12 protein-coding genes are annotated in these 14830 nt (G+C 52.1%); 6 read left to right on the top strand and 6 right to left on the bottom strand.

Annotated features, from left to right (window positions below):
* Positions 1-202: 202 nt before the first annotated feature.
* Positions 203-2326, top strand: coding sequence for a TonB-dependent siderophore receptor (locus E4T21_RS09355; protein ID WP_205423481.1), 2124 nt, complete (start codon positions 203-205; stop codon positions 2324-2326).
* Between the two features lie 725 nt (positions 2327-3051).
* Positions 3052-3297 (top strand): hypothetical protein, encoded by a 246-nt coding sequence (locus E4T21_RS09350; RefSeq protein ID WP_149284735.1) that lies wholly within the window; start codon positions 3052-3054, stop codon positions 3295-3297.
* Between the two features lie 295 nt (positions 3298-3592).
* Here the strand turns inward: E4T21_RS09350 and E4T21_RS09345 are convergent, their stop codons facing one another.
* Positions 3593-3874: a hypothetical protein gene (locus tag E4T21_RS09345; protein ID WP_149284734.1), complete on the bottom strand. Its 282-nt coding sequence runs from the start codon at positions 3872-3874 to the stop codon at positions 3593-3595.
* Positions 3875-4679: 805 nt separating this feature from the next.
* On the opposite strand from E4T21_RS09345, the gene E4T21_RS09340 reads away from it, so the two are divergent.
* The 3 genes from E4T21_RS09340 to E4T21_RS09330 all read left to right on the top strand — a co-directional run bounded on the left by E4T21_RS09340 (position 4680) and on the right by E4T21_RS09330 (position 7573).
* Entirely contained in the window at positions 4680-5318 is a 639-nt protein-coding gene (locus tag E4T21_RS09340; protein ID WP_149284733.1) for a dihydrofolate reductase family protein, read from the top strand.
* A 598-nt stretch (positions 5319-5916) separates the two neighbouring features.
* Positions 5917-6141 carry a hypothetical protein gene (locus E4T21_RS09335; protein WP_149284732.1) on the top strand — a complete coding sequence of 75 codons (225 nt, stop codon included), beginning with the start codon at positions 5917-5919 and terminating at the stop codon, positions 6139-6141.
* 931 nt (positions 6142-7072) lie between these two features.
* Positions 7073-7573 (top strand): hypothetical protein, encoded by a 501-nt coding sequence (locus E4T21_RS09330; RefSeq protein ID WP_149284731.1) that lies wholly within the window; start codon positions 7073-7075, stop codon positions 7571-7573.
* A gap of 194 nt (positions 7574-7767) precedes the next feature.
* On the opposite strand, the gene E4T21_RS09325 is transcribed toward E4T21_RS09330, so the two are convergent.
* Positions 7768-8394, bottom strand: coding sequence for an LPD38 domain-containing protein (locus E4T21_RS09325; RefSeq protein WP_149284730.1), 627 nt, complete (start codon positions 8392-8394; stop codon positions 7768-7770).
* 83 nt (positions 8395-8477) lie between these two features.
* Between E4T21_RS09325 and E4T21_RS09320 the strand changes: the two genes are divergently transcribed.
* Complete coding sequence (locus E4T21_RS09320) at positions 8478-8696, top strand: hypothetical protein (RefSeq protein WP_149284729.1); 219 nt, start codon at positions 8478-8480, stop codon at positions 8694-8696.
* A 432-nt stretch (positions 8697-9128) separates the two neighbouring features.
* On the opposite strand, the gene E4T21_RS09315 is transcribed toward E4T21_RS09320, so the two are convergent.
* The 4 genes from E4T21_RS09315 to E4T21_RS09300 form a co-directional block, all read right to left on the bottom strand.
* Positions 9129-10115 carry a DUF6708 domain-containing protein gene (locus E4T21_RS09315; RefSeq protein ID WP_149284728.1) on the bottom strand — a complete coding sequence of 329 codons (987 nt, stop codon included), beginning with the start codon at positions 10113-10115 and terminating at the stop codon, positions 9129-9131.
* Between the two features lie 77 nt (positions 10116-10192).
* Positions 10193-11209, bottom strand: a complete 1017-nt coding sequence (locus tag E4T21_RS09310) for a DUF6708 domain-containing protein (protein WP_149284727.1) — start codon at positions 11207-11209, stop codon at positions 10193-10195.
* 21 nt (positions 11210-11230) lie between these two features.
* The gene (locus tag E4T21_RS09305; RefSeq protein WP_149284726.1) at positions 11231-13927 is read right to left on the bottom strand and encodes a T6SS effector BTH_I2691 family protein; all 2697 of its coding nucleotides are present in this window, start codon (positions 13925-13927) and stop codon (positions 11231-11233) included.
* Positions 13924-14814 carry a DUF4123 domain-containing protein gene (locus E4T21_RS09300; RefSeq protein WP_187775139.1) on the bottom strand — a complete coding sequence of 297 codons (891 nt, stop codon included), beginning with the start codon at positions 14812-14814 and terminating at the stop codon, positions 13924-13926. The genes E4T21_RS09305 and E4T21_RS09300 overlap by 4 nt, the downstream gene beginning before the upstream one ends.
* Between the last annotated feature and the right edge of the window lie 16 nt (positions 14815-14830).

Raw genomic sequence — 14830 nt, 5'->3', positions numbered from 1 at the left:
TCTTTCTGGCAGGATGCGGAAAACTATCCTTAATGATAATAATTTGCATATTTATTGACATTAATACACGCCCTGCACACAATTCCTGATCGTTAGTTAGCGTACTAGCTAGCCTTCGCCGCGTCATAGATCGATCTTCAAGGAACAACCACCAATGATAAATCCGGTCCGCCATGCGAGGAATCTGACGCATAGGCAGGTCTTGCCTACCACTCGCCTCACCCCCGGGCGAGCACTTTCCTTGGCTCTGCTTTCCTCGACCCCACTCTGGTTCACAGTACCCGCCGCTGCACAATCCACCAATGACGCGTCCGAGCCAGACACGACAGAGCTCGACACGATCGTCATCAAGGCTGACGCGATGGAAGATAGCCCCGTCGGCCCGGATTCCAGCATCGTCGCCAAGAGTACGACCACGGGTTCCAAGACCGACACCGATATCCTCGACCTCTCCAGTGCCGTATCCGTCATCACCGAAGAGGAGATGCGTACGCGCAATGTCCACAGCCTGGAGCAGGCACTTTCTTACACAGCAGGTGTTTCGGCCGATCAATACGCCTCGGATAATCGCTATGACTTCTTCATGATTCGAGGTTTCAACAGCACCTCGCTGGGCACGTATCGTGACGGTTTGACTCGAAGGACGGTCAATTTCACCGGTAGCAAGCTTGAACCTTACGGGCTGCAGCGTATCGACGTGTTAAAAGGCTCCACATCTTCACTGTTTGGCTTGAATGCCCCAGGCGGTATCGTCAATGCCATCACTAAACGTCCGCTGGACTATCCATTCGGCGAAGTCTATACCACGTTGGGCACGGATGATCATGCTGAGGTCGGTGCAGATTTCGGCGGCCCGGTAGACGAAGCAGGCAAGTGGAGCTACCGCATTACCACCAAGTGGCAGGATGCAGATCGCAGCGCCGATCATACACAGGATGATCGTTTCTACTTCGCCCCAGCCGTCACCTACAAGCCAAACGATGCGACTTCTCTCACGTTGCTGGCAGATTTCAACAAGCGTGACAGCAATGCTTCCCAATCCGTCCCCCTCGGTGCTGGCATCGACCCCGAGGCGTTTCTTGGGGAACCGGATTTCGATGGCATGGACACTACCGAACGCAACATTGGCTACCTGTTCGAGCATGACTTCGGCAATGGCCTGGCATTCCGCCAGAATGCTCGCTACACGCACCTGGATCTCGATTACAAGAGCGTATACCTCGATGCGGTCGATCCGGCTCTCAGCCGCGCAGCATATGCCGTCGATGGCGAGCGGGACCAATACGCCATCGATAACCAGCTTCAATATGAGACGCAGTTCAACGACGTTGGCAGCCGTACGCTGGCCGGGTTCGATTACACCCATGACGATGTCAGCGAAACACAGCAACTGGGAACAGCAGGCGGTATCGATATTCACCACCCAAGTTACTGCGGTAGAGCCTGCATCGAACTGGACGCCCCGACCTATTTCGATCAGACGCAGATCACACAAGGGTTCTATCTCCAGGAGGAACTGGCCTTTGATGACCGCTGGATTCTGACCCTGGGTGGACGCTATGACGATGTCAGTACGGATACAGCGACTGATGATGCCAACGATTACGCCTTCACCAAGCGTATTGGCTTGACCTACAAGGCGCTGGACGACCTTTCCCTTTACGCCAACTACTCCGAGTCGTTCCAGCCGCCGAGCAGCCGCACCTTGATATCCGGTCATGCCGAACCACAGGAAGGCGAACAGTACGAAGTGGGCGTGAAATACCGTCCAAGGGATACCAATGCACTCTTCACCGCTTCGCTCTTCGACCTGACCCAGACCAACGTTACAAGCCAGGTGGCGCCCAACCTCTACCGCCAGACGGGCGAAGTCAATGTGCGAGGCATCGAGCTGGAAAGCAAGATGGCGTTCAACGACCGGTTCAACATGACCGCGGCATACTCCTATTGGGATTCGGAGATCGTGGAAGATGGCATCGGTGGTAACGAGGGCAACCGCCCCTTGCTGGTACCCGAACACATGGCCTCCGTGTGGGCAGACTATACCTTCCCTGGCCGCGGCAGCCGAGGCGACCTGACCTTCGGTGCGGGAACACGCTTCGTTGGCTCGACCTACGTGGATGATGCCAATAGCGAAAAGGTCAGCTCTTACACGCTGGTCGATGCCATGGCGAATTACGCGCTGACACCCAACCTGGACCTCTCGCTGAACGCAAGCAACCTCTTCGACCGGGAGTACGTCTCCTACGTCAACACCTTTAGCCAGAATGCAGCATTCTATGGTGAAGGGCGATCACTGCAGGCTACCCTGCGCTATCACTGGTGATGTAAGCGCCTGAGCGGTTCAGCATCTGTCGAAGCCAAGACTGCGCCTGATAGATGCTGCTACACGACAGACCTGCCACGGCCACCGGGTACCGACAGAACAAGCCGGCGCCCGGTGGTACAGAGACAGAGACAGAGATCTAAGGATGAGCCCTGTCGGAGGGAACAGGGAATACGATTGAAGATACCTGTTGAGGTTCTACCGGGTTGTAACGGCCTATCAAGGTCATGCAATCCGCGCAATACACATTCTTGTCCTCGTCACCTTCCTTGGGGTAGAGGAAGGATGAGCTACCACAAAGACTACACACGACCCTATTGTCATTCGCCATATGCCTCTCCCTGCATAGCGATATAGACTTTTCAGCATAGGAAAGAAAACGAGAACTGAGGTAGTGACGTGCGTGTATCAGAGACAAGGGATACTACGTCGCCGAAGGATCACCCAATACGAAAAACTAAATCAGATAGTCACCTGGTTTTGTGATAGCCATCTGGTTTTGTTGAACAAGAAGCACCAAAGATGCCCCTCTCCAGGCGATTGACTTCTACCTCTCGTCACGTTTCCTATGTTCAAAGCTGCTTCTTTCTCAAACTCGGCACCTTCGGTCTCTGAAAGCACTCAGCCATGCAGGGCTGTCGCGCTACAGAACCTTTGCCGGTATAGGCGACCATGTCGTTGACCGATACACTGAGAGCTCTCACGCAATCAGAAGGAATACCGACATGGCGCAAGATATTTCTCTCCACCCCGTTGCAGGATGGCAACTTGGTACTAGCCATTCTCACGGCCTCGTTGCCTTGAAGTTCGATTACTCGAGCCACCCGCCTCAAAACTCTGAAGAGGGAATGGCGACACAGATGTTCGCGCTAAAATCCGAACAGGCTCGAGAGCTGGCAAAGAAACTGCTAGAAGCGGCTGACAGGCTGGAAAGCACAGACGGTGAAGGAGAGGATCTCCTGAAGCACTAACGGCCAGCAGGGATTCCACCGATCTGGCCTTTGCATATTGGGCTCAGGATGAATGAGGCGCTGAAACGCCGCTGGCATCGATTGACCAGACCTGCGCCATCATCCTCGAGACTGAGCATAGCAAGGCCAATCACCGGCAAGGGGTGTGGAATCGATAGGAGAGCACCTGCAAAGAAAAAAATATCAGCCAGGTGCTGCTATTCGGCACCCTTTTCTTTCTGGGGATTTTTGCTCTCAGAAAATGAAAAGCCGGGGCTCCAAACAGGAGCCCCGGCATATAGAAACCATCGTTTGTTCAGTTTTTCTTCCAGCGTTCCTTCTCCCACTTTCGGCGCTCTTTCTGCCGCTCGCGCCACTCCTTATGCTGCTCTTTCTCCCATTCCCTGCGATCCTTTTCCCACTCTTTACGATCCTTCTCCCATTCTTTCCTGTGCTCCCAGTCATCGTGGTCATGACCATACCAAACGTCATCATCGATGATGATGCCTGGTACCGGTTCAATGCGAGCCGGATGATAGGCGCACCCAGCCAAGGTGATAGCGATGACGGCGCTTAGCAATAGATGAGTCATGCGCATGAGTGGCTCCTACCGTTGTCTCATGTTCCTATGCTAGCCGTCTTGCCTACCCCACCACATCTGTCGCCCACTCGCGACAATGCAGCTTTCTCATTTACCAGTACCTAACAGGACCCAAACACCTACTCCAAAGATTGCCCCAAATACCTTGGGAACATCTTGGTAATGGGTAACAAACGCCAGCAAAGGATCTTGAGCCATGGAGGATTGTGCTCGTGATACGAAGACCACAAAGGCGAAGGCAGCCAATACTGCTACGAGAATGCGCAAAGTAGCGAACACTACGATGTCCTTCTTCGACGACGGGTTCTTACAGCGTTGGACATGCCCCCCTGTATCGCCAATATGCTAAATCAACACTTATTCAATACTTTTTCGCTGAAAAGGCCGTCTCGCAGGATGGCCACACTCAAACCGTCTGAGGCATCACCCTCTCCTCTCCCACCTCCTCATAGAAGACAGTCCCGTGCTTGCTATGGAACGCGATTTTTTATCGCGCAGGCATGATCCTTGAGAGCCCAGCGCCTGGCACTGGTTGAGCCGAAAGTGCCCGACATCAGCCTCCGATACCAGTGCCGATTACTCTGGTATCAATCGCTCCTCGGTGTAGCGCAAAGCCCTGCGGGTCCATGACCTGGAGCTGATCGACGAGTGTACTTCGATCAACCACTGCCCCAGGCGGCCTGACGCCTGTTCGGCCACCATACGTCTGATTCAGTCGGAAAATTCTGTTTAGTTTGTCGATTATTCAATGCCAGACTCGACTAGGTGCTACCTACAACATGAAATATTGAGGAAAAATACAATGAGCAAAATATTTGTAAACATTGGACTTAGTCTAGACGGTTACATGGCACCGGAAGGAATGACAGTCGAGAACTGGGATAAGCCCGAGTACAAGGAATGGGGGGCAAAATGGGGTGCGCTGATGGGCTGGATTCTTAAACAGCAATATTTCCGCGAGAACCTCAAGTTCGGGCCAGGTGGCGAGACTGGCCCGGTTAATGACATGCTTCGTCACACCATGGAGCGTAGTGGCGCTAACATCATGGGCAAGAGAATGTTCGAGCAAGGCGAGGCCTCATGGCCCGAGGAGGCTCCGTTTCACACTTCCGTGTACGTTCTTACCCACCAAAAGCGTGAACCTTGGGCCCGGCCAGGCGGAACAACATTCTATTTCGTCACCGATGGCCTGGAAAGTGCCCTTGAGCAGGCTAGAGAGTCCGCGGGCGATCGCGATATTCGTATCTCGGGCGGCGCGAACGTCATCCAACAGTATTTAAAACTGGGCGTCATTGACGAACTAGAAATTGCCCTAGCGCCAGTATTGTTTGGTGGTGGAAGGCGCTTGTTCGAGAATCTTCACGGGTCCATGCCACAGTTTCGTATCGACGAGGTGCTCAATACTCCAGATGCTACTCACTTGCGGTATGTGCGCGCTTAAGGGCTGACCTAACAAGCGCCCTTACCCTCTGATGAGACGAGCCCCTGGCAGCACCTGATATTTCAGGTCATGACAGTTTCCAGGAAGCGGCTGTTGGCCCGCCGGACGGTCCGGGTGCCAGATCCGGCACTGGGAAGATGCGTTGCGACTCGTGAAGGGGATCAAGCAGACATGCAAGGGTGAAGTGACGAAGCGCTATGTGCATCCGCTCCCCATCGGGCACGGAAAGCCGTGTCAAAGCTCCACTCACATTCCTGTGACATTAAATCACCGGCAAGGGTTGTGGAGTCGATGGAAGAGTATCTGCAAAGAAAAAGGCATCGGCCAAGTAGCCAATGCCTTTAAAGAAATCTGTGGTGAGTGGCGGAGGGACAGGGATTCGAACCCTGGAAGGGCGTTAACCCTTGCCGGTTTTCAAGACGGGGCGGCCAAGTGCTTTTTTCTTTTGTATATCAATCCACTAGACACCATCGGTGCAACGGTATGTCGTTGCACCGTGCCCATTTGGGGCTGTTACCCCTAAGATTTGCCACATTTAGCATTACCCATCAGACGCCCCTTCCCCGCTCTTTTCAACACATCGTCAAGGGGTGGTGCCATGGACACTCTTGATCATATCGGGCCTGTCCTGATCGCCCTTCCACTCTTCGGTCTGCTTGCTATGATCGGTGTGCCCAAGGAATGGCAGAACGTCCAGGGCTGGCTGATCATCAGTTTCCTGGGGATTCCAGGCTTTCTGGTTGTCATCGCTCTCATGGTGAACATGCCGGTGCTGCTATTCGGAACCCTCTTCTTTCTGGGAATTTTTGCCGCCAGAAAATGAAAAACCGGAGCTCTTGCATGCAGGAGCCCCGGTGACATAGGCACTATGTGTTCCTGAGAGAGTGCCGAATAGCGTAACGTGCTGCGCTTATTTTGCTTTAATTCATGAGGTTCGCTTTCTTGTGACCGTACAGTGGCACACATCACCCTCAATCCTATCAATGCGAACAACGACCGTGCGATCCTCAGCCAGATCTTCGGTGAACAGAAGCCAGCTATTTGAATCGAACGCTCGCACATATTCCTTTCCTACCTCAGGTCCCTGTATCTGATGCGTGCCAACCTGCGTCGTCATACCAACCTCGAGACGCTTTATGTCTTGCATGGACTTCACCTGTATCACAGAAAACAGAATACCAACAGCCATGCTACATGATGGCGCGTTGAGCGATTTCTCCCCCTCTCCTCCTCAAACCAACCTACTATCCCCAGTATAGCGTGCGATACTCGCCTGGTGACATTGTGCACAATGGCGTCGCATCCGCCTATGTAGGCAGGCGTAATCATCATTAACTCACGAAAAAAAGTATAACCAATTGACATATAGAAATATCATTGAGCAGCAGAGGTCGTAAGTTTGAACCTTGCAACCTCAACCATAATAATTCTGCCCTCCTGCAGGCTGCACTGTGCAAGGCACCTCTTTGAAGAATTTAAAGGTAAAAGAGTGGCCCAAGATATTTACTAAACAGATAGTCAGCCACGCGTGGCCCGAATGTTTCAAGGATAACTACCTGATGGGCTGGCTTCTCCTAATAGGGGTTAGGAGTTTAGAAATTAAAAAAACATATCATAATCAACAAAGTCATGACAATCAGCAGAATAGCTACCTTCCTAAATTTACGGTGAAAAATAATGAAAAATTAATGAGGATATTTCATAACAATAAGACTATAGTTTATTTCCAGATGACTCAATTATGAGGTGCCAAAATGAGCGCATCATCCAACTACTTCACAACAAAGATTAGAGAATGCTCTAGTATTCTTGAATACTTAGGTTTTATGTCCCCTACTCCTATTCTTATTCCTGTTACAGATAAAGGAGCCACAGAAAAACCATATAGAAAACAAGGAGAAAACAATGTAGCCGAAGATGCAGCAGAAAATGAAGGATGGCCAATCTCTCGATGCCTCGACAAGGGTGATGAAAGCATAGCCACTTTCCCTCCGCTGAAGCCCTATAAGAAGAAAATGAATGTGCTTTATTTATTTACGGCATGCAGGAAAAAATCCTCTTCAGAGGAAAAAAAATCTAAAATCTGCTCATTTTTGTCAATGTCTCAAGTGTATTTAAACAAACACATAAACTCTATAAATATAGCCAAAGAGACACCAAAAGATATAAAAAACAAGAATCTTTCAGAAGCCAAGTTTACGATTATAATAAAAAATGAAGGAGTGACATTTTATCGCCCTCCTTATATATCTTAGTAGTATGGCCCTGACGCGCCTTATCCCAAGGCGCGGATTTTTGAGTTTTGTACGCTACCAGGTGCTTTCATTTGCAGCCCTACTTGTGATGATCTAGCAGTGCTTTCTCTGCAAAGGCCGCCCCGCAGAACGGCCATATTGGCACCAAGGCTCAAACCGCCTGTGGCATCATAACTCTGAGCTATTCGTAAATTTCAACTCGCCGCTCTTACCTCCAGCACATGCTCTCCCAGGGCACGCTGGACCTGGTTCTTGATGGCTTGCAGGCGATCAATACGCTGACGTTTCTCCTCACTGCTCAGGGCTGACTTGCGGATGAAGTCGATTTGCTTGTTGAGGGTGCCCAGTCGTCGCTGAGCACGGTTGAGGACAGGCCGTAATGCCAGCATGCCTTGCTTGTCTTTGACTAGCTCCGCAGCATCTGCCAGCCTTCCCATTTCCCTCAGTTCCTTCACATCCGAATACGCCCTTCCCGCCTCTCTCAATCCTTCATAGAAGACAGTCCCGTACTTGGTATAGCGATCCTCATCGCCCAGGTTCTTGTAGAACCGGCGAATGGGCTGGTACTCGTACCAACGTTTGGCCGGCTGTTCCTCACCACTGGCAGCTTGCCAACCGGTATCCGCTACACCTGTTACCCATGCTCCCACCTGACCGAAGTATCCCTGAATCAAGTGATCCACTTGCACCGGACTGAGCGCCAGCGGGTTCTTGTCTGGATCCCCAATAGCCCCCACGGTGTTGTTCAGCACATGGCTAATACCCGTGGCCACCGACGAGGTATCGGCCCGGCGACGTAATTCCGGCGACAAGCGGTCCATAAGCGCATGACCTTGGTCATGGCTGCCTGATACCTGGTACAGGGGCTCTTAGCCCCTCCTCTCAATCCCATGAGGTAATGCTTATGTCACTCACGAAGCCACAGAAAAGGCTATTGGAGACGATGAAGGCTCGGCAGCAGTTCGTGCATCACCTCCTTGGTGGAGGCTGGAGGTTATTCGATGGCACGCCGGTTCATCACCGTACCGTGGAGTCATTGGCCAAGTCCGGAGTGCTTGCCCCTGCAGCAAATGACCTATTTGGTGACCGGACAACGGCTTATCGAATTGCCGACCATCACTGACCACATCACGTAGGAAATTCCCATGACTCGCAAATATCGTCCCTGGTCCAGGGCTGAATATGATCGACTGGAAGAGCTGGTGAATGCTGGCTGGCGGTATGCTGAAATCGCTACTGACCTTGGAAGAGGCGTTATTCCTGTGCGGGGTACTGCTCAGCGACTAGGCCTGACTAGCCGAAAACATCAGCACTGGCGTCGACGCAGTGACTGGCCTGAGATTGACGCTATCATCACCGACTGCATCGAAGCTAAATTGATGACCGCTACGCAAGTGGCTACCTACCTTTCTGCCATAGGCAGGCCTATCTCGATTTCCAGTGTATACCGACGCTTAGGGCAGTTGCCGACTGACGTCCAGAGCAGAGCCAAGCGGAATGGTAGTCGTCGGCGGTCAGCAGTCTGTACACGGATCCTAAATCACCGTAAAGCGGCCTAATTACGCCCTACATCACCCGGTCGATTGGCAAATTCCCACAGATAACTAGGCTCTTCCCAACGATTAGGATCATTTGGGTCAACCTGACACTCAGATTCTACCTCGGGCGGCCATATCGGTGCTTTACAGCTGTTGAGGGTCAACCAACGACCCAATGTAAGCAATCCCACAATTGGATAGAATAGCGGGAACAGAACAAACCTCAACGAGGTAAACCCGGTTCCTATATTCGCCATAACCCAAAGATAACAATTAGTCCAGGATGGAGTCATTGATAGCTCGATCATACGATCTAGAGGATGTTCAGCCACAGTTTCTGGCCCCTCCTCCATATAACGACGAATAAACTCCCACAATCCCTGGATGCGATCTACTCGGCTGTCGTCAAAGTAATGCCCTACAGCAAAAGTCTCACGGACTCTTACTCCATCCAAGAGATGGCCACGTACATCGCATAAGTACTTTTGCTGCATACCGCGTCCAATATGCCAGAACACATCGTCCCATGGCACAGTCAGCACACCACCTTCTCCATTATGGCGAAAGACATAGACTTTTCGATTTTTACGATTAAATCGAATTGGATAGTGTGTATAGGTAAATAAATCATGACAAAGTAAAAACTTCCAAAGAACCCATGGGCCACCAAAACAAATAAGGAAAGATGCAATCGAAATTATCGTTGCAAACCTCCCACTGATTTCGCCAGTGAGATAGCTACCTATCCAAATAAAGTATCCAACAAAAAGAGTTCCAATGACTGGAAAAATAATTCCTGCAAGCAGCCATAAAGTAGTAGTCGCCATCCCGCGCAAGCGATAGCGCCGATCAATGAACTCAGCATAAGTTGAGTTAAAATGTAACAAACTACTATGCGGATCGGGAATAGTGCCAGCTTGCCGTTGGTGCGGAAGTGCTGCATAACGCTCCTCTCTTTCAAGAGGGCGATCCAGCTTGAAGGGCGTGGTCCAACCGGTATACATCCCTAATACGGCTCCAATATCGATAGACCGTTAAGTGTGTGCTGCCTTGCAAAGGCAGCACATCACCAGGCCGTCCATCAACCCTTCAGGTTCTCGCTCTGCTGACGCATGCGTTCTTCATTGCGTTCCACAACACCTGGCCGGTTGGCAAATTCCCACAGATAACTGGGCTCCTCCCAACGGTTCGGATCATTCGGCTCGACCTGGCACTCCGCTTCTACCTCCGGTGGCCATACTGGGTCCTTGCAGCTATTCAGAGTCAGCCAACGCCCCAGAGTAAGCAAGCCGACTATAGGATAAAACAACGGAAACAGCACATAACGCAAAGCCACAAAGCTCGGCCCCATACTTGCACCTACCCACAAATAACAATTAGTCCAAGAAGGGGTAACCGACTTATCGATCAGTCGGTCAAGAGGGTGCTCAGCCACAGTCTCCGGGCCTTCTTCCATATAACGACGGATAAATTCCCATGTTGCCTGAATACGGCCTATCTGGCCGTCATCAAAATACTGCCCCACTGCAAAGGTGTCCTTCACTCGCACACCATCCATGACATGTCCACGAACATCACACAGATATTTCTGTTGCATGCCACGCCCGATATGCCAAAACACCTCGTCCCATGGCACTGTCAATACACCATTTGGGCCATTATGACGGAAGACATAGACTTTACGCGTTTTCCGGTTAAAACGGATGGGATAATGAGTATACGTGAACATATCTTTCTTAAGTTGACGGCTCCAAGTAAACCATATGAAACCAATAACCATCAATAAAAACAAAATGGAAAAGGCCATATTGATTAAAACATCATTCCCTTGGAGAAGGTCAACCATAAAAAGGCCAATGGAAAACGCTCCCATAATAATGGCAACAATTATCCCAACCAACCCTGCCGTGGTGCTTACCATGCCTCGTAGCCGATCTTTGCGGTCAATAAAATCGGTATAGGTAGAATTGAAGTGAATCAGGCTACCATAGGTGTCTGGAATAACTCCTGGCTGCGGATGGAAAGGCAAAGCCGCATGGCGTTCTGCGCTCTCCAGGGGGCGGTTCAATTTGAAGGGAACATACCAGCCTGTAAACATCGTTTATCCTTCCATTGAGGCTTAATCGCCGTCTTTTTGACCTATAGCTTCCAGCGCTTCACGTTGTTTTATTATGTTCCGGAAGCGGTCTCCGGCCTTATTCTGACCAAATTCAATAGTCCGATCTAACCATTTTTCTATGTCATCAGGCTTAATAAATCCGGCAACAAACATGAAAAACGCCAATACCAAAGAAAGTACAAAAGCACCTAAAGCTATTGCTGGTGCAGCGAAAAGCATTACAAAACCAGCCAAAACCATTCCCCCACCAAGCACCATCATGGTACCGCCATACCCAGGACTGATTTGACGGTTGTCAACCCCATCCCAAAATGCCAACGCTCCACTAATCACCGCCCCGACTGTACCAACCAGTTTGCCAATAAACCCTAACGCAGCAGCACGAGTCATGATTCTGGTTGTACCAAAGCTCAACGGCTTGGCCAATCGTGTGGCTCCCCATTTAATATTCCGTGCTGCTGCACCAGCACTTTCCAAGAGACCGCCTGCCAATGCGGCCAGACCGGACCCTAGCCCCAGCTTGTTTTTAAAGCTGGGGTCTTTGCCGAGCTTTTCCCATGCCGACTTTATGGTGACAATGGTCAAAATTGCACCCACTAGATTGCCACCGGCCTCCAGGTTCGACTGCATGCGCATGCTTGTCTGCATCTGCCGGTCAAACTGCTCTGGGGAGAGGGTGCCCGACATTTCCAGCCGGGTTGCTTGAATGTCCTCGACCAGCAGCAGCCCTTGGTACGGATAACGTTCGCTATTCACCGGGTCGAACAGCCCACGAAGCTCTTCCGAGGGTGCCATTTGCCAGCGCCCTTCCTCAGACATGGCTGCCGTAGTTCGCTGCATGATACTCAGTGTCTGTAACCGCGTCGGCTCCGTGCGCACACTCACCAAGCGATGGTTGGGAGCATCGTGTTTGGCCATCACTCCAAGAATCGCCACCATACGAAATTCACGTTCGCTTCCTATGAGGCGCCCAGTATCCAAATCGTAGAGTCGCTTCAAATGATGGACAAACACAGCACTAAGCTCATAGCCATAACGGCTCAGGTTGGTCATTGCATCCTGTATGTTATTCCCCAGGGCTTTTACCAATTTGTCCTTGAAGGTGCCATACAGATGGCTGGCCATGCCATCCCATCCTCCCTCGGGTTCATAGGCCTGATTAGCCGCCTCCACCCATTGCTCAGCCAAATCATCCTGGTTGAATACCAGCCCCCGGACGATAAAGGCCGCCGAATCCAACGGATTGCTCTGTGCACATTCCTTCAGGAAGTCAAATACCGGTTTACGACCGGAGGCATCGAGCAACATGCTGTAGAGTGCCAAGGTGTATGCGATACCGCTTTCCACATCCTGACGATCAAAATTACACAGTAAGGACTTCTTGAGTGACTCTCCCTTCATCCAAGCCAGATATGCCTCATCCAATGGCCTGATCACTGATCCTTCGAAATCAGCTAACTCTGCAGGGTATGTCTCATTGAGATATGTATTCCGGGCCTCCTCGTCGTACCTATCCAGGTACTTTTCCCAGGCATTCGCGTGAATGGCCTCCAGCTCAGATTCATTGATTCGGCCAGCACGCTCCACCCGGGCGTTCAAGTAAGATAGGCTAGGTGCCCCAGCCGCCATCATGCCGGAGTGCCCCGGAAAAAAGGTTCCCCAAGCGGCCATCAGCGCCTTGCGCTGTTCGCTTTCCTGATGCTCGGCACCATTTTCTACCGCCTGGCGCAAAACTCCGATCATCAGAGCCGATTGATGTTTCTTCTTGCGCTCCGGTTCTTCGGCCCATTCGTTGGCCCGAATCTTGGCCAGCTCATTCAGCTCTGTCGCAATCCCTACCGGGTCATCCAGAGCAACCATCACTGGTGGCATGTCCAGCGGTTCGGCCTGCTCTTCGGCCCAGGCCACCAAGCCCTCAACCTGACTGTCCATGCCATGTATCAATGCGGGACTGTGGCCAAAAGGAGAAATCAATTGGTAGAGGTCACTACGCATCAAGGTGACGGGAGGAAGATTGGGCGACATCCACTGATAATTGGCTTCTGCTACCCGCTCGGCCAGCTCGGCCATTGGCGCAGCATGCTTGGCGCTACCGCCACGCCATTCAGCCAGCGAGAGCTTGCGCATATGATCGCGCCGCTTTGTGCCGCTTTCGTCTACCTGGGCATTGGCGGCGTATTCTTTCCACACCCGCTTGGTCCAGGCGGTATCGGAAAAAGCCAAATAGATATTATCGGCCTGTTCCGCATTGGGGATGGTAATGCAGCGCCCAGGGTAGTGATGCTCCGGGTTGGAGGTGCAGGTGAATTCTTCATCCTGGGTTGGCGGCTGCAATCTGCTGTCGATGCCGCCCTGCGCCTTATTCGGATCCAGGCGCAACAGCACATCGTGCTTGATTTCCGTGACGTAAGGGAACAGATAACCTTTTTCCGTCACCACATAGCCAGACCAGCTGCCACGGGTTTCATTGAACACATACAGATACCCGCCGCGCACCAGGCGCAAGGTATAAGCCTGCCCTTCCGGCAGCGCAATATCCGTTACGCCATCGCCAAATGGCTCGCTCAGCGCGGGGCCTGCAGGTTCTCCGTTGCCGCGGTCCGTACGCGTGACGGCATAACGCAAGGGCAGGATCGGCAGGCCCCTCTTCTGGCAATACGGGCACTCCGCTATCGTCTTGTTGTCTGCTTCGCTCATGGAGCCTCCTTGCGTATGTCACGGTCATCCAGCTCTGCGGCCAGATCCATCATCCTGGCATCATCGAGATCAGCACAGGCCTGGGTATAGGTCATCCCCGGCTCTCTCGCGCGCTTCAGGCAAGACAGAATAACGGGGTGGTCATGCATTCTGGAGTGGAAGCGTACCGCCTGTTCAGCGTATAGCTGGCAGTCGTCGTCTCCCGGCAGTGGCCACTGTTCTGCCTGCTCAAGCAGGTTGTCGATCCATTGCCACAGCACAGCGTTCTGTTCCACGTCAGGAGCTGACAGCATCAGTATCTCCAGCGTGCTGTTGAGTAACGCCAGCCGATCGATGCGCTGCCATTGTTCCTTGCTGAGAAACAAGTGATACACCTTGGGTGCCTCACTCAACTGATGGCGCTGGCTATTCCAGCGTCCGTCGTCATCTGGCCAGGACCATACATGAACCGGCCCCAGTAGAACATCCATTTGCTCAGCGTCCAGCTGCCAGCACAAATGACGAAAAACATAAGGATCGTAGAACCGCAGCCACCAATAGCGCGAATCACCCTGGCGGCGCTGCTCCAGATGGTGCATGAGATGCCTGGCGACCCGCTCCGCCGGTGCATGGCTACCCAGCAGGGCACAGAAGAACGCAACACCACGCTGCCGGTATCGTTCGATCCGTTCGTGCAGGGCCAATCTCGCGTCTTTGGGCATCTCGTCCAGGCGCACCAGTTGCGGTAACAAGTGCGGGCGAGCGTTGACATTGGGCGTGAGCAGCGGCTCACAAGGCAAGTCCGCCCAGGCATCGGCCTCTACGCTCAACGGATTGAGCAAGGCGTACTGGTGCGTCAGCAAGGCGTCTTCCGGCAGAGTATCGGCCGTACTTTGTCCTGCTGGCATTTGGTATTGCCGCATC

Source organism: Halomonas binhaiensis, assembly GCF_008329985.2.
GTDB classification, from domain to species: domain Bacteria; phylum Pseudomonadota; class Gammaproteobacteria; order Pseudomonadales; family Halomonadaceae; genus Halomonas; species Halomonas binhaiensis.
Note: the sequence above shows the minus strand (reverse complement) of the source record. Positions and strands in the feature narration are given on the sequence as shown.